Here is a 20098-nt window from a genome sequence, read left to right as displayed (position 1 = left end):
GCTAGGTCCCTTCAGGGGAAGGTGTGGCGGTCACCTCGGCCGTGAAGGGGAGGTGGGCGGGGCGGGCCGCCGCGACGACGGCCCGCAGGCGGTGCGGGTCCACCGAGGCGGGGTCGCGTACGCGCAGGACCACGCGGAGCGCGGGGCGCGGGGTGCCGGGGAAGGCGCCGAGCGGCCGCGCCGACCAGGTCGCCCCACCGCTCTCGGTGATCTCCGGTCGTATGCCGAAGGCCAGTTCGACGGCGGCGGAGAGACCGCGGCGGGTACCGCGCACCCGGTGCAGGCCGACGGCGGAGGCCACCGCGTGGCGGCGCATCGCCAGCGGCTCGGTCCCGTCGATCTCCGTGCCGACCCAGTCGGTCAGCCAGCCGAGGAAGTCCTCGGGCGTCAGCGCGGGCGTGAAGTACGCCTCCAGACAGTCCAGGACGGTGAAGACGGGCGCCAGCACCACGTCGAGGCCGGAGACGAAGCGCAGCGCGAAGTCGTCGTCGGCGAAGACGGCGGGCAGCTGCTCCCCGAGCGGATGGGCGGAGCCAAGGCCCGGCAGAGACCCGCGGCTCGACCCCGGCGAAGCCGCCGGAGCCACGCCCGGCGCCGCCGGCTTGCGCAGCCCCACGCTCCCCGTGCCCGCCGTCATCGTGCCTCGATGACGCGGACGCGGTGGTCGAAGGAGAACAGCAGCGCGGACGGGGCGAGTTCGATGCGGTCGGTGGCATCGCCCCGGCGGCCGGTCAGCGGGTCGGCGGGGTGCAGGAGGACCTCGTCGACCAGCTCCACGCCGGGCACGCGCTGGAGCGCGGCGAAGATCTCGCCGGCCCGCAGCGGGCGGCCGAACGGCCACCCCTCGCCGTGCGCCCCGCCGGTCAGCGGGTCCAGGTAGGCGTAGAGCGCGTCGAGCGCCTCGGCGCGCACCCGCTCGGCCTGCGCCGCGCGGAAGGAGTGCAGCGTGGCGACGACGGTGACGCCCTGGTAGTAGGGCGGTCCGACGGAGAGCCGGGTGCCCAGCGGGCGGCGGTCGTCCAGGAAGTCGGTGACCCGGGAGAGGAGTTCCTCGCCCGGCACCAGCTGCTCGAAGCGGAGCCGGCCGCCCCGGTCCGGCACGGCCTGCGGGACGACGAGGACCCGCACCGCGTTCTCGCCGACCTCCGCGGACTCCGCGGCCAGGCAGTGGATCCGGGCCGTCTCGGGGGCCGCGCGGCGCGCCAGCTCCTCGTAGTCGCGGGCCGTCACCGCCCGCTCCTGCGCGCGCAGCGCGATCGGCGCGCGGACCTTGGCCTCCTGCACGGTCTCGCCGTCCACACCGCCGCGGGCCGCCTCCCTGTTCTCCACCCGGGCGACGTACGGGATGGAGCTGCGCAGCACCTGGATCGCGCCGCGCGCCACATTGCCGGCGCGCCCGCCGCCCGTGCGGTACCGGCTCGCGCGGATCGCCGCACCCTTGGCGGGCACCGCGCCGAACTGCCGCAGCGTGCCGTCAGGTTCGCGCACGGCGGGCCCGAAGGCGATCTCACCGGTCGTCGCGTCCAGCGTGACATGGGGGTCGTAGGGGCCCGAGGCGGCGAAGTGCTCCACCACCTGCCACGCGTGCCAGCCGGAGTCCTCGCCGTCGGAGACCTCGAGGACCAGCGGCGGCCGGTCGGCGACCACCGGCGCCTGGGCCAGCCGCATGCGCTGCCCGGGCACCCCGGTGGAGTCGCCGAGGTGTTCGTCGCGCACGACGTCGGCGTGGGCCACGACGGTGGTGCCGCCGATGGTGAAGGCGGCGGCGGACCGCACGGTCGGCGACGCGCTGTAGAACGGCTGGCCCTTGGCGGCCTCGGTGACCCGGCAGCGCAGCCACCCCGCCTCCTGGCGTCCCACCCGGGAGACGATGTGGCCGGCCGGGACGTGCAGGACGACCTCGCCGGGCCGGTTGAGGCCACCGGTGGTGTCCTCGTCCACCTCGCACTCCGTCCAGCCGTCCGCCGTCCACGCCTCCCAGACCAGCGGGGGCTGGCGCGGGTCGACGCCCACGCCGTCCACCCGGCTGTCGAGCTGCAGCACGGCCGCGCACCGCGGCACAGCGGCGCTCAGCCCGAACATCAGGGTGTCGCCGGGGCGCGGGGAGGCCGCGAAGACCGCCACGTCACGGCCGCCGAAGACGTCCTGCCCGCAGTCCTGCGGCGTCCCGCCGTCCTCCTGGCGCAGGACGGCCGACAGTTCGCAGGGGACCACGGTGAGATCCGCCTCCGTCGCGAAGGCCACCGCCTCCTCCGTCTCGGTGCGGCTGGTCGCCACCTCCGTCCCCGCGGGCAGCACCACCGGCTCGGGCTGGGGCGCGGAGAGCCAGAAGGTGACGTCCGCGCGGGCCGCGGAGGGCGGGAAGAGGGTGACGCCGAGCAGGTCGAGGAAGGCCAGGTGGTTCTTCTCCGGCACCCGGTTGAGGCGGTAGACGATCTGGTCGGCCATGTGCGCGACCGCCTCGACGAGGGTGACACCCGGGTCGGAGACGTTGTGATCGGTCCACTCCGGGCAGCGCTGCTGGATGTAGCGCTTGGCGTCGTCGACGAACTGCTGGAAGCGCCGGTCGTCTAGGTGAGGGGCGGGCAGGGCCATCGGACTTCAGACTCCGCTCTCTGATTCCGTGGACGGGATCACGTAGAAGGGGAAGACGAGACTGCGCGGGTTGTTGGTGCCCCGCACGCTGTAACTCACGTCGATGAAAAGGACGGACGGGTCGTCGGGCGCCGGGCTGACCTCGACGTCGAGGACCTCGATGCGCGGCTCCCAGCGGTCGAGCGAAGAGCGCACCTCGTACCGGATGCGGCCCGCAGTCGCCTCGTTGACCGGCGCGAACACCAGGTCGTGGACGGCACAGCCGAATTCGGGCCGCATCGGCCGCTCGCCCGGCGCCGTCGCGAGGACGAGCCGGATCGACTCCTCGATCTCCCGCTCGCGCCGCGCCAGCGCGATGCCGCCGCCCGCGTCGATGCGCAGCGGAAACGTCCAGCCCGCCCCGACGAACTGCTCACTCATCTCTGTCCCCCCCTAGAACGGAATGCCGTTGCGCAGGACGGCCGGTGCGGTCAGCGCGACGGTGGCCGGCGAGCTGATGGCCGCCGCCGCGCCCGCGTTGACGGCGACCGCGCCCGCCGCGGTGACGGAGACCGCGCCGACCGCGTTCACGGCGACCGCGCCCGCCGACTTGAGGCTGACGACGCCGGTCGCGTTGATGTCGGCCATGCCGCCCGCGTTGACGCCGAACTTCGCGCCCGCCTTGATGTCGACTGCGCCGCCCGCGCTCATCGTCAGCGAACCGCCCGCGGTCAGCGACAGGTTGCCGCCCGCCCTGATGCTGACGTTGCGGGTCCCGGAGATGGAGACCGAGCCGTCGCTGCGGATCGTCACGCTGGTGCGCGTCTCGTCCATGTGGACGGTGAGGCGGCCGTTGCCGGTCTGCAGCCGGATGCCGCTCTTCATCCGGGACTTGGCGTCCACCAGCTCCATGGTGTGACCGCTGCGCGAGGAGACCGAGCGCCAGTTGACGCGGCCGCTGGTCGGGTCGATCGGCTGCAGCCCGTCCGTGTTGGGCGTCGGCTTGTCCACGCCGTTGTACAGCCCGGCCAGCACGTACGGGTGCTCCAGCGAGCCCCGGTCGAAGGCGACGAGCACCTCGTCGCCGACCTCGGGCAGGATCAGGCCGCCGCCCCGGACCCCGCCGAGCTGGGCGATACGGCACCAGTCGCTCTCGTACGTGTCGGAGAGCCACGGGAAGCGCAGCTTGACGCGGCCCAGCCTGAGCGGGTCCTTGGCGTTGCTGACCAGCGCGTTGGCGACGCCGGGCATCGGCGGCGCGGCGTCCGCCCCGCCGGAGGCGAGCCCGTACAGCGAACGGAACTGCCGCCCCGAGACGGTCAGCCACGTCGTGAACTGCCGCCCCGACTCGAAGAGATGACGCACCCCCGTCGCCGTGTACTTCCCCTCGAACGGGAACCCGGCACCCTTCAGCGCCACGGGCTGCCCCGGCCGCAGCTCGGGGTTGCCGGTGACCGCCACCTCGACCTCCGCGAAGGAGCCCGCCACGTCGTCGGCCAGCGCCCGCGCGGCATGCGTGACCTGGGCCTGCGTCGTGTACGGCGTACCGGTGTCGGTCAGTTCGGCCTTCCCGAACGGCCGCGAGAGCTGCGCCGGGGTGATGTCGGTGACGATGTCCTTGCTGCTGACGGCCGGGGACCGGGCGGACAGGGCCCGCTTGGCCCGCAGGTCCCAGCCGCGCACCCCGGCCGTGGCGACCTGCCCGGCGGCGGTCACCGCGACCCGGCTGTGCAGCGCGTTGTGCCCGAACTCAAGGACGTACGGGCTCTGCGCGGCCGGCGTCGTGTCCGACGGCGCGCCCGAGGCGGGCTTGAGCTTCGCGAAGCACAGCTTGCCGTCCTCGTCGAAGGAGAGGTGGGTGTCGTTCTCCTGGGCGAGGCGGGACAGGAAGTCCCAGTCGGTGGTGTTCGGCTGGGTCGCCAGCTCGTAGACGGTCGGCGTGGAGTCGATCGTGCCGAGCCGCAGGCCGTTCAGACCGGCGACCCGGCGCACGATGTCCGACGCCGTCATGTTCGGGTAGCCCTGCACGCGGCGGTTGCGCAGCAGCCGGTGGCCCGGGTCGTAGCCGCGGATCACCAGCGACTTGCCGCCGCCGTCCGCGTCCACCTCCAGAGCCGTGACCTCGCCGGTCAGCATCGGCTTGCCGCGCCGTCCGTCGGTGAACGGCGAAAGGACCGCCTTGGCGCCCACCTTGATCTGCGGGAACTTCTCCAGGATGTCCCCGCCGGTGTCGGCGAAGGTCAGCTGGAAGGCGGACGGCACGTTCACACTGGCGTCCACCCAGCCCTCCACCAGCAGCATGGCCAGCTTGTCGGGCAGGACGGATCCGCCGATCTCGGCGTGCAGGACGCTCGTATACGTCTTCTCGGTCATGCGGACTCCACGTGCGCGGTGGCGGGGACGGGCTGCGCCTCGTCGGCGGCGGGCAGCAGCAGTTCGGTGCCGGGCCGCAGCCGCATCGGGTCGTCGATGTCGTTGGCCTCCGCGATCAGCCGCCAGCGCGTGGCGTCCCCGTACTCCTGCCAGGCCAGCGACGCCAGCGAGTCACCGGCGACCGTGCGGTGCACGCGGCGGGCGGAGAGCGCCCCGGAGGTCGGGTTCTGCCCCTTGGTGGGCATCGCCACCTCGGTGAGCGCCAGCGAGCAGGTGGCGCGGATCGGCTCGCCGGTCGGGTTGAAGAGGGTGTACGTGGCGCTGACGTTGGTCACGTACGCCACGAACTGCACGGTGTTGAAGGACCCCCACGAGAACCGCACCCAGGGCGGCGAAGGACGCTTGGAGGTGAGGCTCTGCGGCGTCACCTCGCAGCAGGAGAGCAGCAGCTCCACCTGCTTCTGCACCTTCCCCGAGTTGGGGGTGCCGGAGGAGTCGAGGAAGACCTCAAGCTGGAGGGTGGCGGGAGCGGCACCGGTGAACTTGGGCGGGGCGCCGCGCGTGTAGGCGACCGCGTGCTGCGTGCGCCACTCCGCCGACCGCCCCAGCTGCAGCTGCGTCGGATTGAACTGGAACTCCACCTCACCGATCCGCCCGCCCATCGAACCGCCGAGGTCGGTGGGGGGCTGGTGGATCGCGAGCCGGGCACGGACCAGGCTCGCCCCGGCCTTGCCGCCGGTCGGCGCGGCCATCTCAGGCACCTCCCGCGTCGGTGAACCCGTGGTGCGCGATCTCCAGCGTCTCCGTCGCCACGGCCGGGCTGTCCGGACTCAGGCTCGGCCCCTGCCAGCGCACCGGCAGCACCTCCACGAGCCCCCACTGGGCGACGACGGAACCGTCCGCCCGCAACGCCGCGATCTGCGCGGTGGGCCGCGTGATCCCGGTCGCGATGGACGAGATCCAGGAGGCGACGCGGGAGGTGTCCTTGGTCAGGGGCCGGGTGAGGCGGATGGTGGAGAACGTCACGCGGGTGGGCAGCTGCCAGACGAACCCGTTGTTGCCGCCTTCCTGCCGCTGCTCGACCTCCACCTCGGAGGAGAGCCCGTCGCAGCCGTTGAACAGGCCGAGGTCCTGGCCGTCGATGGTGAGCTTGAAGAAGACGGTCGAGCCTGGGTCCTGGGGCGAGGGCATGGGATTTCTTCCTGGATCGGCGATCGGTGCGGAGGGGGCTTCGGGGCCGCGAGGGCGGTGGGCGGGCAGCGGGTAGCGGGTCAGCGTCCGTGGTCGCGGAGCCGCCCGAGCCGCTCACGGTCACTGCGGAGCTCCGCACGGAGCAGCCGCGAGAGGGGGGCCAGCAGACGCCGGGCGAGGTCGTCGAGTTCGGCGGGCGACGATTGGGAGGCGGGACCGGAATCGCTGTCCGCCCCGGAGGCGGACCCGGACCCGGTGGTGGGGCCTGCCTGGGCGGGGGTTCTGACGGCGGTGTTCGTGGCGGCGGAGGACGCCGGTGCGGTGCCTCCGCTGTGGCTGCGGGCGACGGTGGTGGACCGCTGCGGCGCGGGGGCGTGCTGGGGCGTCTGGGCCGGGGCGGCTTGCGGGGCGGTTTGCTGGGCGGGAGCGGCGGCGGCCCTGCGCTGGACGGCCGGGGCCGACGGGCGCACGGGGGCGGGGCCCGGAGCGGGCACGGCACGCGGGGACGCGGCGCCGGCGGGCTTCGCCAGCGGTACGACGACGGGGGCGACGGACGCGGGGCGGGCGGCGCTGCTTGTGCCACTGCTCCCGGGGCGTCGGGGCCCGGCTTGCGCGGAAGGTTGGAGCGGTACGGGGGTGGGCGCCTGTGCCAGTGGCGGCTGGGCGTGGGTCCGCGCGGGTGCCGGGGTCGTGGTCGCCGCCGCTTGCTCCGTCTCCGTGGCCGGGACGGTCAGGCCCCGGGTGGGAGCCAGCGGGCGGGGGCGCGCGGGGCCGGGCGCGGCGGGACGGTAACTCCCGGGCGCGATACGGCGGTTGACGGGTACGACGGGGAGCGGGACGAGGTGGGGGCGGGGCTGTTCCGGTGACGGCGAGGGCTCTGGGGGCGTGGTCGCGGGCTCGGGCGCGGGTGTGGGACCCGTGGTGGGTGCCGGTGCGGCGGCCTGGGTCGCTTGGGCCTTCCGTACGGGAGTGACCGGTGCGCCGATCGGGGACCGGCGGGGACGGCTCTGCGGTGCCGGTACGGCGTCCGCCGCAGGCGGCTGACTCAGCGGCTGACCGAGGCCGAGCCCCTTGGAAGGGGCCGGGGCCGGGACGGGGGCGGGTGCGGGTGTGGTGCTGGTGCCGTCGTCCTGCGTGCGCCGGACGCGGCGTACGAGAGGCCGTCGCTGTACGGGCTGAACGGGGGAATTCGCCCGCACAGCGACGGGGTCCGTGGCCGCCGAGGCGGCATGAGCCCCCGGGCCGGCGGGGGAAGCCGACCCGGGGACATCTGTGGGCCGGACGCGGGTGTCGGCGTCCGGCGTGGAGGAAGTCGAAGTGGTGGAGGGGGAGGTGCCGGTCGGGGTCGGTGCCGCACGGGTGGTCCCGACGGGGAACACCTGCCGCTGCGGCACCACGTCGGGCACCGCCGACACGAGCGGAGAGCGTCCGGTACGCGCACGCCGTACGACGGGAACGGCGGCCTTCCTGGAAACGTGCCGGGCCCGCTGCGGAGTTCCCGTCTCGGCGGGGGAATCCGGGGCGTCCGCCGCGCCGGTGAGCGGGTTGCTGGTGGTGCGCTGGGTGGCCAAGGGGCGGTCGGACTCGGAGGCGTGCGGGGAGTGACCAGGCGTGGTTGCGGCGCGCTGCACGGCGGGGGAGCCGTCGGCTGCGGGCGCCGTCACGGGCGTACCGGTGGAGCGGCCTCCGTCACGCGGCTTCGGCTGCGGCGCGGGGGACGTGTCCGTGTGGGTATGGGTACGCGGCGGCTGCCCATTGGTCTGGGGGCGCGACTGTACGGGTCGGTCCGCGACCGGCTCGGGGGTCGTCCCCGTACCCGAGAGTGGAGGTGTCGCTCCGCTCAACGGCCTGTCGGCCGGGGCGGATTCCGTGCTGTTGCCGCGAGGGGCGGGGTTCGACGCGGCCTGGGCACGCGCGGGCCGCGCGGTCGCCCGCTGCACGGGCGTTGCCGGGGACCCGGAGGCCGCGGGGGAACCGGCGCGCGGGGTGACGGGACCCGGCGCGCCGGGCGCGGACGAGCCGGTAGCCGCGGTTCGAGCGGGGGACCCGCCACGGAAGGCAGGGGAACGGGAGGAAGAGGACGCGGAGGGAGACGCAGGGGAGGCGGACGAGGGAGAGGTGGAGGAGGCAGAGGGAGATGCAGGGGAGGCGGACGAGGGAGAGGTGGAGGAGGCAGAGGGAGAGGTGGAGGCGGACGAGGAGATGGACTCACTCGCCGTACCACCGACCCCGGAAGCCGACCCGGCCTCGGCCTCGGCTCCTGACCGACTTCCGGGCCCCGAACCGGCCTGGGACGCCGACTTGGCCCCGGACGCCGACCGGGGCGCGGGCCCCGACCCGGCCCTGGACGCCGCCCCGGCCTCGGCCTCGGCGACGGCCCTGGCCACGAACCCCGTCCCGGCGCTGGGCGCCGACGTGGCGCTGGGTCCCGTCCTGGTGGTGGAAGCTGATGTGGCGCTGGATCCCGGCCTGGCGGTGGGCGCCGAGGTGGTGCTGGGCCCCGTCCCGGCGGTGGGCGCCGACGAGGTGCTGGGCTCTGTCCCGGCGGTGGGCGCTGACGTGGTGCTGGGCCCCGTCCTGGCGCTGGGCGCCGACGTGGTGCTGGGGCCCGTCCTGGTGTCGGGTGCCGACGTGGCACTGGATCCAGTCCTGGTGGTGGAAGCTGATGTGGCGCTGGATCCCGGCCTGGCGGTGGGCGCCGAGGTGGTGCTGGGCTCTGTCCCGGCGGTGGGCGCTGACGTGGTGCTGGGCTCTGTCCCGGCGGTGGGCGCTGACGTGGTGCTGGGTCCAGTCCTGGTGGTGGAAGCTGACGGGTCGCTGCGCCTTGTCCCGGCGGTGGGCGCCGAGGTGGTGCTGGGCCCCGTCCTGGCGCTGGGCGCCGACGAGGTGCTGGGTCCAGTCCGGGCGTTGGAAGCTGACGTGGTGCTGGATCCTGTCCTGGCGTTGGGCGCCGACGAAGCACTGGGGCCTGTCCCGGCGCTGGGCGCCGACGAGGCGTTGGAACCCGTCCCGGCGCTGGGTGCCGCCGTGCCCCCGGACCGCGACGTGCCCTTGGACCGCGACGCGCCCTCGGCTCCCGTCCCGGCCCTGGGCCCCGACTGGACCCCAGACTTCGCGTTGGCAGATCCCGACTTGGCCTCGGCCCCCGACTCGGCCCCGGGCCCCGACTTGGCCCCGGACCTCGACCCGGCCTCGGGCCGGACCTCGGCCCCCGACCCGGCCTCAGCTCCCGCCCCAGCCTTGGACGCGACTCCAGGCCCAGCCCCGGCCGCAGACCGATCCCCGACCCCAGGCCGAGCCCCAGCCCGGTCCGCAGTCCGAGCCCCAGCCCGAAAACCGGCCCCAGCCCCGAGCCCAGAACCAGCCCCAACTCCAACCCCGGCTTCGGCCCCGGTCTGGCCCCCCGAACCTTCTTCCCGCCCCCGCACAGGCAGCCGCAGCGACGGCAGGTCGAGGTTGCCCGGGTTGCCGGCGATTGGGGTGAGGACGTCGCGCAGCAGGCCGCCGGGCGCGGAAGCCCGTACCGCGTGCCCCAACTCGCCGCCGAAGGACGGGTTCTGATGAGTGGCGAGCATCGCGCCGAAGCGCTGTTCCGCGATGGGTCGCGGCGTCGAGAGGACACGCTGGACCGGCGGCAGGGCGGCCCATCCGCCGCCACCGAAACCGCCCTCCGGCGCGGCCTGCGCCCCGGACGCGTCGGCACCCGGGCCCACGGCCCCGGCACCAGAAGCCCCCAGATCCGCCGCACCCTGGCCCACCGGACCGGACCCGGAACCACCGGACCCGGACGCCCCCGCCCCGAACACCCCGGAGCGGGACGCACCGGAGCCGGAACCCCCGGAGCGGGACGCACCGGACCCGGACGCACCGGACCCGGAACCCCCGGAGCGGGATGCCCCGGACCCGGACGCACCGAACCCCGGCACCCCCGCCTCCGAGACCTCTGAAGCCCCCGAGGCCCCCGAAGCCTCCGCGACCCCCGAAGCCCCCGAGACCTCTGAAGCCCCCGAGACCCCCGGCGCCCCCGGCGCCCCCGCGTCGCCCCGCGACCCCCGTCGCCACCTGAACAAGCCCATCACTTACCTCGACTCACCGACCGTTTGTCCGCCTCACCGACCTGTCACTGCCTCGCCTCCGCCTGCTCCACCAAGGTGGCGGTCCGCGCCACGTACGCGCGCCGGTCCGCGTGTTCGAGGTCGAGGATGTCGTCCATGCCCCAGTGGAAGTGGTAGGCGAGGTACGCGACTTCCTCCTCGATGCGGTCGGCCGCGTACGTCACGATTCCCCCAGGCGGCTCCCGGCCAGCTCCACCTCGAAGGACTCCGAGCAGTGCGGGCAGGCCACGGCCGCCCGGGTGTGGCCCTCCGCGTTGATCTGCCGGTAGAAGTCCTGGAGGAAGGCCAGGTCGGAGGCGAACATGTTCTCCACCGTGCCGTCGTGGACGGAGCCGAGGGTGCCCAGCCGGGTGATGACCCGGCCGAGCAGCACCACGGACAGATAGGCGGGGTTCTCGCGGACGCGGACGTCCCGCAGCGGCACCAGTTCGTCCCGTGCCGTCGCGAGCCGCATCGCGCCGTTGCGGTGCACGGTGCCGGACTCGTCCACGAAGCCGCGCGGCAGCTCGAACTCGAATTCCGTGCGCAGCGGTTCGCGGTCGCCCGCCCCCGGGGTCGCCCCCGGAGCCACCGTCCCCGCTCCCGCCCCCGCCGGGCCCTCGCGCCGCATTATTCGATGACCAGCTCTTCGAAGACGATGGTGACCTGCTCGGTCAGCGCGGCGGCGTCGCCGGCCTTGACCCCGCTGGTCTCCACCTTGCTGCACCAGGCGTTGCGCAGGTTGTACCGCTTCACCGGGCTGTTCTGGTAGTCCATCATCATGATCGTGGCGTTCTTGCGGGCCGAACCCATGTCGCCCGCGATGGACTTGTTGATCCACTCGCTGAAGACGGGGCTCTGCGTCATGCCGCGGGTGACCGTGCACTCGCCGGCCTTCTTCACGCCGGGCATCTTCTTCACGACGGGCTTTCCGTCGGCCGACACCTGCTGGTACTCGATGACGTCCTGCTCCATGGAGAGGCCGCTGACCTCCTGCAGGTACTCGACCATGACACCGTCGATCTGCAGGCCGAAATTGTGTGTGGTGAGGGCGTCACCGGGCTGAAGGGACAAGGGGGTTCACTCCTGTTGCGGTACGTGCGGCTGGCTGGGGCTGAATCGGGTCGGGCGTCGGTCTACTCCTCCAGCTCGCCGCCCCCGCCGGAGAACTGCGCGAGCCGGAACACCACGAACTCGGCGGGCTTGACCGGCGCGATGCCGATCTCACAGACGACCCGGCCGAGGTCGACGGATTCGGCGGGGTTGGTCTCCTCGTCACACTTCACGTAGAACGCGTCCTCGGGGCGCGAGCCGAACAGCGCGCCCGAGCGCCACTCGTTGACCAGGAACGCCGAGACGTTGCGGCGGATGCGCGCCCACAGGGCGTGGTCGTTCGGCTCGAAGACCACCCACTGGGTGCCGATGAGGATGGACTCCTCGAGGTAGTTGAAGTAGCGGCGCACGTTCAGGTAGCGCCACGCCGGGTCGGAGGCCATCGTCCGGGCGCCCCACACGCGGATGCCGCGGCCGGGGAACGCGCGGATGCAGTTCACGCCGACCGGGTTGAGCAGGTCCTGCTCGCCGCGGGTGATCTGCAGCTCCAGGTCGACGGCGCCGCGCACGATCTCGTTGGCGGGCGCCTTGTGCACACCGCGCTCGGCGTCGTTGCGCGCCCAGACGCCGGCCATGTGACCGGACGGCGGCACGACCACCGACTGGCCGGACGCCGGGTCGAAGGACTTGATCCACGGGTAGTACAGCGCGGCGTAGCGCGAGTCGTAGCCGGCCAGCTCCTGCCGCCACTGGCGGACCTGGCGGGCGTTGAGCGACGGCGGCGGGTCGATGATGGCCATCCGGTCGCCCATCAGCTCGCAGTGCGAGATGAGGCCGAGCTGGACCGCCTTGACCTGCTCCTCGTCGATCAGGCCCTGCTGGTAGGCGGCCATCAGGTCGGGCACCGCCACCATGTTGACCTCGTCGAGGGCCTCCAGGCCGCCGAAGCCGGTGCGGTCCGCGGAGTCGCCGATGAACTGGGCGGTCTCCACGCGGGAGACGGCACCGTTCGAGGCGGGCACGGCCGGCGCGGCGGGGGCCGGCGGGGCGAGCGTCACGGTCTGCGCGTCGGGCTTGGCGAGCTGCCCGCCCGCCGCGGCCTCCTCCAGGACAATGGTCTTGGAACGCTGCCTGACCTGGGTGACCACGTAGTTGCGCGCGGTCTTCTTCGTGCTGACGTCGAAGCTCTCGACGACCTTGTCGCCGTCCTTGACGACCAGCTTGAAGCGGTCGGCGGCGCTCTCGCCCTCGCCGTCCTGCACCTCGACGGTGAGCGCGCCGCCGTCCGAGCTGCCCGCGGTGATCGCCGACACGGTGAAGCCGCCGAGCGCGACGGGCTCACCGGCGGTGAGCTCCTTGGGTGCCTGGGCCTGCGCCTGCGCGGAGCCCGCGGGCTGCCGCTGCGGCTCGTCGCCGTCGGTGCCGCCGACCCGCACGATGTACGCGGCCGAGCCGCCGTTGTTGAAGAAGCCGTACACGGAGTGCGCCAGGTAGTACCCGTCCGTGAACTCGCCGAACGCGGCCACGTACTGGGACCAGTTGGTCACCAGCGTCGGCTCGTTGAGCGGTCCCCGCGGCGCGAGACCGACGAAGGCCGCCACAGAGGTGCCGACCCCTTCGATGGGGCGCGAACCGCTGGCGACTTCCTCGATGTAGACGCCGGGGGACAGGTAGTTGGGCATGCTGCTGTGCTCCAAGGTTCGAGGGCGAGCGGGACCGGCGCACAGCCGGCACGGGTTCGTACCGTGTCGACGATGTCCCACGCGCGCACCGGTGCGTAGAGACGGACGGACGTCAACGAGGGCAGATGCCGCTGCCCGTTCAGCCGCCCGGCGGCCCCCACGGGCCGGGAGATGCGCGGCGGCACCCGATCCGAGCACGGCGGTTCCCCGCGTGTTGCCCGTCCGGTCACCGGCGGCGGCCACGGGCCGGGGACGGCCGGGCGTCCGGCCGGATGTGAGCGCTCCGTGGCGCATATGCCCCGCCCGCCGTGTCCGCAGCGTCAATAGCTGGTCAACATGGGGGTGCCAGGACCCGGTGGAGCCGGGCGACCTGCGCGGCTGACGTAACGTTTGGTGCGTATGGTCATCCGTGACCAGTACGAACGGGCACTTCGAGGTGCGTCACGGGGCAAGGGGTGCGGGCTGACGATGCGGGGCGACGCGGAGGACGCGGGCGGCCGTCCGGGCCGGGACGGCGGGAGCGCGGCCGGCCGGGACGAGCCGGGCGGGACGCTGTGGTTCCAGGTCCTCGGACCGGTCAGGGCCTGGCGCGACGGCCGGCCCCTGACACTCGGACCGCCCCAGCAGCGCGCGACCCTGGCGGCGCTGCTGCTGCGCGGCGGCCACCCGGTGACCGCGGCCGAACTGGTGGACGCGCTGTGGGGCGAGGAGCCGCCGCTGCGGGCGGTCGGCACGCTGCGCACGTACGTCTCCCGGCTGCGCGCCCTCCTCGAACCGGACCGGCGCGCCCGCGAACCCGCCCGGCTCCTGGTCTCCGCGGGCGACGGCTACGCCCTGCGGCTGCCGCGCGGCTCCCTGGACGCGACCGAGCTCGAGGACCGCCTCACCGCGGCCCGTACGATGCGCGCCGCCGGAGAACAGGGCGAGGCCTACGCCGAGTTGACGGCCGCGCTCGCCCTGTCGGACGGCGCCCCGCTGGCCGGTCTGCCCGGCCCCTACGCCTGCCGCCAGCGGGACCGCCTCTCGGAGCTGTCCGTCACCGCCCAGGAGGAGTTCTTCGACTGCGCGCTCGCACTGGGCTGCCACGGCGAGACCACCGCCCCGCTGAGCGTCTTCGCGGCCGAGCACCCGCTGCGCGAGCGCGCCCAGGCCCTGCTGATGCTGGCCCTGTACCGGGGCGGACGCCGCGCGGACGCCCTCGCCGTGTACGAGACCACGCGCCGCACCCTCGCCACCGAGCTCGGCGTCGACCCGGGCAAGGAACTCACCACCCTGTACGAGGGGTTGCTGAAGGGGACACCATTCCCGGCGGCCGTCCCCCCGCTGCCCGGAGCGCAGCAGGAAGCGCGGCCCGGCCCGGGGCCGCTGCCCGGATCGCGTCCTGCGCTGCACCTGCTGGCGCCGCGCGTCGGTGAGCAGCGCCGGCGGACGGCCGGACGCGGACGCCAGGACGCCGCGCAGGCCAGGGCGGCCCGCGGGCAGGAGCGGGACGGCGCTTGGAGCGCCGCCCCCGCGCGCCTGGCCGCCGCCGAACAGGCGGCCCCGAGGCTGCTCCCCGACCCGGAACCCGCGCCGACCGTCCCCCTTTCCCGCCCCCGGTCCCTGCCGTCGGCCGCGGAACGCCTGACACCCCTCGGGACGAAGGCCCCGAACCCGCTGCGCGCCCCGGCCCCCGCGCCCCTCACCCCCGCACAACTGCTGCCCGACGTCCCCGACTTCACCGGCCGCGAGGCGGAGGTGCGGCAGCTGACCGAGACGCTGCGCACCGCCGCGTCCGGCAGCGCGATGGCCGTGGCCACCCTCACCGGCCTCGGCGGCGTCGGCAAGACGGCGCTCGCGGTGCACGCCGCGCACGCCTTACGCGAGGCGTTCCCCGACGGGCAGCTCTACGTGGACCTGCGCGGCGCCGACCCGGCGCCGGTGGACAGCGGCGGCGCGCTCACCGGCTTCCTGCGCGCGCTCGGCATCCCCGAGAGCGCCGTCCCGGACGGCCTCGACCAGCAGACCGCCCTGTACCGCTCCCTGCTCGCGGGGCGCCGCGTCCTCGTCCTCCTCGACAATGCGCGCGACACCGCCCAGGTGCGGCCCCTGCTGCCCGGCACCCCGGGCTGCGCGGTCCTGGTGACCAGCCGTTCCCGGACCATCACCCTGCCCGGCGCGCGCCTCGTCGACGTCGAGACGATGGACGAGCCGCAGGGGCTCGGCCTGCTCCGCGCCATGGTCGGCGCCGAGCGCGTCGCCGCCGAGCCGGCCGCCGCCCGCGAACTCGTCGCCGTCTGCGGCGGGCTGCCCCTCGCCGTCCGGATCGCCGCTGCCCGGCTCGCCGCGAGGCCGGGCCGCTCCCTCGCCGACCTGACGGCACGCCTGCGCGACGAGCACCGCAGGCTGGACGAGCTGCGCGTCGACGACCTCGGCGTCGAGGCGAGCTTCCGGCTCGGCTACGAGGCCCTCGAACCGGAACTCGCCCGCGCCTTCCGCATCGTCTCCCTCTGCTACATGCCGTCCTTCTGCCGGGGGGCCGCGGGCGCGCTCCTCGACATCCCCGACGAAGAGGCGGAGTGCGCGGTGGAGCGCCTCGTCGACGCCGGCCTGATGGAGCTGCACGGCGAGGACCGCTACCGCTTCCACGACCTGGTGCGGCTCTTCGCGCGCCGGCAGTGCGACCGCTTGGAGAGCGCCCGCGAACGTGCCGACGCCCGCCTGCGCTTCCTCGACTACGTGCTGGCCACCGTCATCACCGTGATCCGCCGCACGAAACCGCACAGCGTGCTGCCCCAGCTGCTGCACAGCCCCGCCTCCGAGGGCAAGGTGCTGCCGGACGAGGCCGCCGCCCGCGACTGGCTGGTCGTCGCGCACTCCCGGCTGTGCGACGCCGCGGAGAACGCCCTGCGGCACATCCCCGACGCCGACACCGGCGCCTGTGCCGCCCCCGACGGCCCGCCCGGCCTGCGCCCCACCGTCGACCTGCTCACCGCCTGGTCGCACCTGATCGTGGGCACCGCACGCCACCGCGACCTGGAGCCGCTCGCCGAACTGGCGCTGCGGACCGCGCGCGCCCACGGCGACGACCGCTCCGCGGCCCGCGCGCTGAGACTCCTCGGCGCCCCGCACTACGGCACCGAGACCTACGGCCGCGCCGAGCTGGCGCTGCGCGAGAGCCTGCACCTCGCGGAGGCCTGCGGCGACCCGCTGGTCGGCGCCGAGGGCAGCCACGAACTGGGCATCGTCCTCATGGGCGAGGGCCGCTACGAGGAGGCGCTCGAACAACTGCGGCTGGCCTACGCCAGGTTCGGCGAGCTCGGCGGAGACGGCGACCGGGTCCGCATCCTGTCCCACATGGCGCGGGCCTACGTCAGCCTGGGCCGGCGCACCGACGCGGACACCGCGCTCGTCGTGGCGGTGCGCCAGGCACGCGAGTCGGGCAGCACCTCCACCCTCGCGCACGTCCTCTACCAGGCGGGCTGCACACTGCTGCGCGACGGCCGCCCGGCGGAGGCCGCGGAACACCTGCGGGAGGCCCAAAGGCTGCACGGCCGGGCCCGCAACCCCCGCTGGGAGGCGCTGTGCTGGGCCAGGATCGCCTACTGCGAACTGGCCCAGGGCCGCGCCGGCGAGGCCGTGAAGTGCGCGGACGCGGCCCTCGCGGTGGAGGGCGAGCTGGGCGACGCGTTCTGCCACGCCCTCGCGATGGCCGCCCGCGGCCGCGCCCTCCTCGCCCTCGGCGACCTCGACCGGGCCAGGGCGGCGCTGCGCATCGCGCTCCGCGTGATGGAGCGGCGCGGAGCCCTGGAGGCGGCGGAGATCGCCGAACTCCTCGCGAAGTGGCAGCCGCGTTGCGGGGCCCCGGGAGCGGTACTGACGGCACACGGCTGACCGGTCGCGCGCCGGGTGGTGCGCGGGGCCGTTCGCCAGGGCAGACCGGGCTGCCCTTGACGTCGCCCTTTCGTACAAGGAGAGGCAGGGGCGTGCCCTTTACCGTGCCCGTATGACGTGGTGGAACTCCCTTGACCCGGCCGCGGTGACCGTGGACCCCGGTGGCCGAGCGACCGTACGGCTTCGCGTACGCAATACGGGAGACACGGTCGAGGAGTACCGCCTTTCGGTCGTCGGCCCCACCGCCGGCTGGTCCCGCGTCGAACCGGAGGTCCTCAGGCTCTACCCGGGCAGCGAGGGCACCGCCGAGATCTCCTTCGCCCCGCCCCGCTCACCGGACGCCCCGGCGGGCCCCGCCCCGTACGGCATCCGCGTCGAACCCCGCGAACAGCCCGAGTCCCGCGACGTCGTCGAGGGCCAGGTCACCGTCGCGCCGTTCACCCGGATCAGGGCCGAACTGCTGCCGCCGACCGTCGTCGGACGCTTCCGCGGCCGGGCCGCCGTCGCGGTGGACAACCTCGGCAACACGCCGCTGACCGCGACCCTCGCCCCCCGTGACGAGGCCGACCGGCTGGCCTTCGACGTGACGCCCACCGCCGTCCAGGTCGCGCCGGGACGCGCCGTCTTCGCGAACGTCACCATGCGCCCGCACCGGGTGCGGTGGACCGGGGACGCACAGCCGCACCCCTTCACCGTCTCGGTGCGCAGGTCCGGCGACGAGCAGGCCCACGAACTGCCCGGCAGCTTCGACCAGCGGCCCGTCCTGCCCCGCGCGCTGCTCGCGCTCGGCAGCGTGCTCGCCGCGCTGTGCGTCGCGTTCCTGGTGATCTGGTTCTCCTACGCGCCCGACGTCAACGGCTCGACGCGCGAGAACCAGGCCGGCGCCGCGCCCGCCGCCGCCCCGCAGGGCGGCGAGAAGGACGAGCTCTCGGACGCCCCGCCGCCGCCCGGGAAGAAGGCGGGCGGCGGCGGTGGCAGGACCGACGGCGGCACGGGCTCCGGCTCCGGCGGCGGCGGTGGCACGGGCGGCGGCGGTGGCGGTGGCGGCGGGGACGAGAAGAGTCCCGCCGGCGGCTCCACCGGCGGCGGAGGCGGCGCCGAGCGGCCGGCATCGGACAACGGCGGCGGTGAGGCGACCCGCTCGGGGCCGCCCTGGCGGCGCGGCTACACCTCGGACGTCGTGGTCGAGTACGCCCAACGGCGTCTCGCCGCCCTCGGCTCCCGCTACCCGTGCACGCTCGGCGGCCACTGGACGCCCGGCGTCATCGACGCCAACACCGAGGCCAAACTGGTCTGTTACCAGAAGGCCGTGGTCCGCACCGGCCGCAACTCCGGCCACAACACCGCCCAGATCTTCGCCACCGACCCCGAGGGCACCCTCGGCCGCGCCACCCTGACATCCCTGTGGGCGCAGGGCATCCGCCCCGACGACGTGCGGTCCGGCGCCGACAACTGGCAGGTCGTGCAGTTGCAGGCGGCGTTCTGGTGGGCCTCGCAGGCCGGTATCAGCGACAAGGACCTGGACCGCGACCGCGGCTACGCCGAACACGGCGTCGCCTACTTCAAAAACGACCGCACCCCGCCCACGACCGCCCGATACAACAGCAGCACGGCTGCCCACATCAAGGAGTACCAAGTGTCCGTCGGCCTCCCGGCGACCGGCGTCGCCGACAGCGCCACCCTGCGTGCGCTCGTCGGCGGCAGTGTCCACAACCCGGGCGTGGCGGGGCGGTGAGCGGCATGTGGACGTCGCTCGAACCCTCCGCGACCACCGTGGAGCCCGGCTCCACCGCGAGCGTACGGCTGCGCGTGCGCAACACCGGCGACACCGTGGAGGAGTACCGCCTCCAGGTGGTCGGCGCCCCGGCGGGCTGGTCCCGCGTACAGCCCGACGTGCTGCGCCTGTATCCGGGCGCCGAGGGCACCGCCCAGGTGGAGTTCGCGCCGCCCAGGACGCCGGACGCCCAGGCGGGCCCGACCCCGTTCGGTGTCCGCGTGCAGCCCCGCGAGGCCCCGCACACGGTGGACGTGGCCGAGGGCCAGGTCACCGTCGGACCGTTCGCCGAACTCCGCTCGGAGCTGCTGCCGTTGGTGATACGCGGCCGGCTCGGCGCCAAGGCGTCGGTGGCCGTCGACAACCTCGGCAACCAGCAGCTGACGGCCTCCTTCTCCGGCCGGGAGAACGGCGAGGAGCTCGAGGTCGAGGCGGAGCCGGGTTCGGTCCAGGTCGCCCCGGGCCGCGCCCAGTTCGCCGCCCTGCGCGTCAAGCCCGGCGCGGTGAGCTGGGTCGGCGGCACCCGCAAGCACCCGTTCACCGTCTCCGTGCTCCGGGCCGGCGTGCCCGAGCCGGTGGAGCTGCGCGGCACGTACGTCCAGCCCTCGGTGATCCCGCGCTGGGCGATGGCGGTGTGCTCGGTCCTGCTCGCACTCGGCATCGCCTTCGCCGTGATGTGGTTCCAGCACAAGCCGGCCATGTCCACCCAGGCCAGGGAGAAGCAGGGGAGCCAGCAGCGGCTTCCGCAGGGCGACGGCATGAAACCCGCGCCGAGCCCGTCGGCGAGCCCCAGCAAGGAGGAGAAGGAGGAGCCTCCGCCGCCGGCCGAGGACAAGGACGACGCGCCGAAGGGCGGCGGCGGGGGCGGCGAGGAGAAGAAGGACGACAAGCCCAAGGGCCCGAAGACGCACACGATCCGCAGCGGCGAGGGCGGCGGCTGGTACCTGGAGGTCAAGAAGGGCGAGAAGGCCGACGGCACCTACGTCGGACAGAACCCCGCCCTCACCGACGAGTTCGGCAAGAACCAGGACTGGATCCTCCACCACTACCCGGAGTCCGACACCTACGCCCTGGAGCCCGCCAGCGCGCCCGGCACCGTCCTGGACCAGAAGGTGAACACCAACATCGCCCAGATCTTCCACGCCCCGGCGGAGAACATCAGGTCCGGCCGGCTGCCCGACAACCAGAAGTGGCGGCTGGAGCAGCGCCCCGACGGGATGACCCGGATCGTCGCGGTCGGCTCCGGCGAGTGCCTCGTCGACATGCAGAACGACACCAGCGCGGTCACCTGGAAGTGCGACGACAACAGCAAGAGCATGGGCTGGACGATCTCCGACTGGCCCGAGTAGAACGCCGATGCGGCGGCGGGGGGCCACCTTCGCGACCCCGCCGCACCCTTCTGGCCCCTCTCTCCTCGGTCTCCTCCCAGGGAAGGGCCCCCACAACCAGAACCAGTCCCCCCTGCTGTGCCCCCCCAACGCCCC

General features: G+C 74.3%; 14 protein-coding genes. 3 read left to right on the top strand and 11 right to left on the bottom strand.

Translation table 11 applies throughout. The features are described 5' to 3' along the window. Position 1 precedes the first annotated feature (1 nt). The 11 genes from ACZ7DY_RS21075 to ACZ7DY_RS21025 form a co-directional block, all read right to left on the bottom strand. On the bottom strand, positions 2-637 hold the full coding sequence (locus ACZ7DY_RS21075) for a phage tail protein (protein ID WP_471137449.1): 636 nt from the start codon (positions 635-637) through the stop codon (positions 2-4). After that, positions 634-2595 (bottom strand): putative baseplate assembly protein, encoded by a 1962-nt coding sequence (locus ACZ7DY_RS21070; RefSeq protein ID WP_471137447.1) that lies wholly within the window; start codon positions 2593-2595, stop codon positions 634-636. The genes ACZ7DY_RS21075 and ACZ7DY_RS21070 overlap by 4 nt, the downstream gene beginning before the upstream one ends. A 6-nt stretch (positions 2596-2601) precedes the next feature. Beyond that, positions 2602-3015: a GPW/gp25 family protein gene (locus ACZ7DY_RS21065; RefSeq protein ID WP_471137445.1), complete on the bottom strand. Its 414-nt coding sequence runs from the start codon at positions 3013-3015 to the stop codon at positions 2602-2604. Between the two features lie 12 nt (positions 3016-3027). Then, positions 3028-4947 (bottom strand): VgrG-related protein, encoded by a 1920-nt coding sequence (locus tag ACZ7DY_RS21060; RefSeq protein ID WP_471137443.1) that lies wholly within the window; start codon positions 4945-4947, stop codon positions 3028-3030. After that, a complete protein-coding gene (locus ACZ7DY_RS21055) occupies positions 4944-5699 on the bottom strand; it encodes a CIS tube protein (protein WP_471137441.1) in 756 nt (251 codons plus the stop codon). Before ACZ7DY_RS21055 ends, ACZ7DY_RS21060 begins: the two co-directional genes overlap by 4 nt. Before the next feature lies 1 nt (position 5700). Further along, the gene (locus ACZ7DY_RS21050) at positions 5701-6138 is read right to left on the bottom strand and encodes a phage tail protein (protein WP_471137439.1); all 438 of its coding nucleotides are present in this window, start codon (positions 6136-6138) and stop codon (positions 5701-5703) included. 80 nt (positions 6139-6218) lie between these two features. Then, complete coding sequence (locus ACZ7DY_RS21045) at positions 6219-6632, bottom strand: hypothetical protein (protein ID WP_471137437.1); 414 nt, start codon at positions 6630-6632, stop codon at positions 6219-6221. Positions 6633-10258: 3626 nt separating this feature from the next. Then, complete coding sequence (locus ACZ7DY_RS21040) at positions 10259-10417, bottom strand: DUF6760 family protein (protein ID WP_362342012.1); 159 nt, start codon at positions 10415-10417, stop codon at positions 10259-10261. Then, positions 10414-10863 (bottom strand): hypothetical protein, encoded by a 450-nt coding sequence (locus ACZ7DY_RS21035; RefSeq protein ID WP_471137435.1) that lies wholly within the window; start codon positions 10861-10863, stop codon positions 10414-10416. Before ACZ7DY_RS21035 ends, ACZ7DY_RS21040 begins: the two co-directional genes overlap by 4 nt. Then, entirely contained in the window at positions 10863-11306 is a 444-nt protein-coding gene (locus ACZ7DY_RS21030; RefSeq protein WP_205040150.1) for a phage tail protein, read from the bottom strand. Before ACZ7DY_RS21030 ends, ACZ7DY_RS21035 begins: the two co-directional genes overlap by 1 nt. Before the next feature lie 62 nt (positions 11307-11368). Beyond that, complete coding sequence (locus ACZ7DY_RS21025) at positions 11369-12967, bottom strand: phage tail sheath family protein (RefSeq protein ID WP_471137433.1); 1599 nt, start codon at positions 12965-12967, stop codon at positions 11369-11371. Positions 12968-13366: 399 nt separating this feature from the next. On the opposite strand from ACZ7DY_RS21025, the gene ACZ7DY_RS21020 reads away from it, so the two are divergent. From ACZ7DY_RS21020 to ACZ7DY_RS21010, 3 genes are all read left to right on the top strand, one after another. After that, a complete protein-coding gene (locus ACZ7DY_RS21020; RefSeq protein ID WP_471137432.1) occupies positions 13367-16840 on the top strand; it encodes an AfsR/SARP family transcriptional regulator in 3474 nt (1157 codons plus the stop codon). 112 nt (positions 16841-16952) lie between these two features. Further along, complete coding sequence (locus ACZ7DY_RS21015; protein WP_471137430.1) at positions 16953-18575, top strand: peptidoglycan-binding protein; 1623 nt, start codon at positions 16953-16955, stop codon at positions 18573-18575. A gap of 5 nt (positions 18576-18580) precedes the next feature. Continuing rightward, entirely contained in the window at positions 18581-19963 is a 1383-nt protein-coding gene (locus tag ACZ7DY_RS21010; protein WP_471137428.1) for an RICIN domain-containing protein, read from the top strand. Positions 19964-20098: the final 135 nt, after the last annotated feature.

The sequence above is a fragment of the Streptomyces sp. NPDC037013 genome (assembly GCF_055607265.1).
This window is presented reverse-complemented; position numbering and strand designations above follow the sequence as displayed.

Excerpts from the sequence above, each read along its gene's own strand:
- ACZ7DY_RS21075 (WP_471137449.1), bottom strand. The coding sequence starts at position 637 with ATGACGGCGGGCACGGGGAGCGTGGGGCTGCGCAAGCCGGCGGCGCCG.
- ACZ7DY_RS21070 (WP_471137447.1), bottom strand. The coding sequence starts at position 2,595 with ATGGCCCTGCCCGCCCCTCACCTAGACGACCGGCGCTTCCAGCAGTTC.
- ACZ7DY_RS21065 (WP_471137445.1), bottom strand. The coding sequence starts at position 3,015 with ATGAGTGAGCAGTTCGTCGGGGCGGGCTGGACGTTTCCGCTGCGCATC.
- ACZ7DY_RS21060 (WP_471137443.1), bottom strand. The coding sequence starts at position 4,947 with ATGACCGAGAAGACGTATACGAGCGTCCTGCACGCCGAGATCGGCGGA.
- ACZ7DY_RS21055 (WP_471137441.1), bottom strand. The coding sequence starts at position 5,699 with ATGGCCGCGCCGACCGGCGGCAAGGCCGGGGCGAGCCTGGTCCGTGCC.
- ACZ7DY_RS21050 (WP_471137439.1), bottom strand. The coding sequence starts at position 6,138 with ATGCCCTCGCCCCAGGACCCAGGCTCGACCGTCTTCTTCAAGCTCACC.
- ACZ7DY_RS21035 (WP_471137435.1), bottom strand. The coding sequence starts at position 10,863 with ATGCGGCGCGAGGGCCCGGCGGGGGCGGGAGCGGGGACGGTGGCTCCG.
- ACZ7DY_RS21025 (WP_471137433.1), bottom strand. The coding sequence starts at position 12,967 with ATGCCCAACTACCTGTCCCCCGGCGTCTACATCGAGGAAGTCGCCAGC.
- ACZ7DY_RS21020 (WP_471137432.1), top strand. The coding sequence starts at position 13,367 with ATGGTCATCCGTGACCAGTACGAACGGGCACTTCGAGGTGCGTCACGG.
- ACZ7DY_RS21015 (WP_471137430.1), top strand. The coding sequence starts at position 16,953 with ATGACGTGGTGGAACTCCCTTGACCCGGCCGCGGTGACCGTGGACCCC.
- ACZ7DY_RS21010 (WP_471137428.1), top strand. The coding sequence starts at position 18,581 with ATGTGGACGTCGCTCGAACCCTCCGCGACCACCGTGGAGCCCGGCTCC.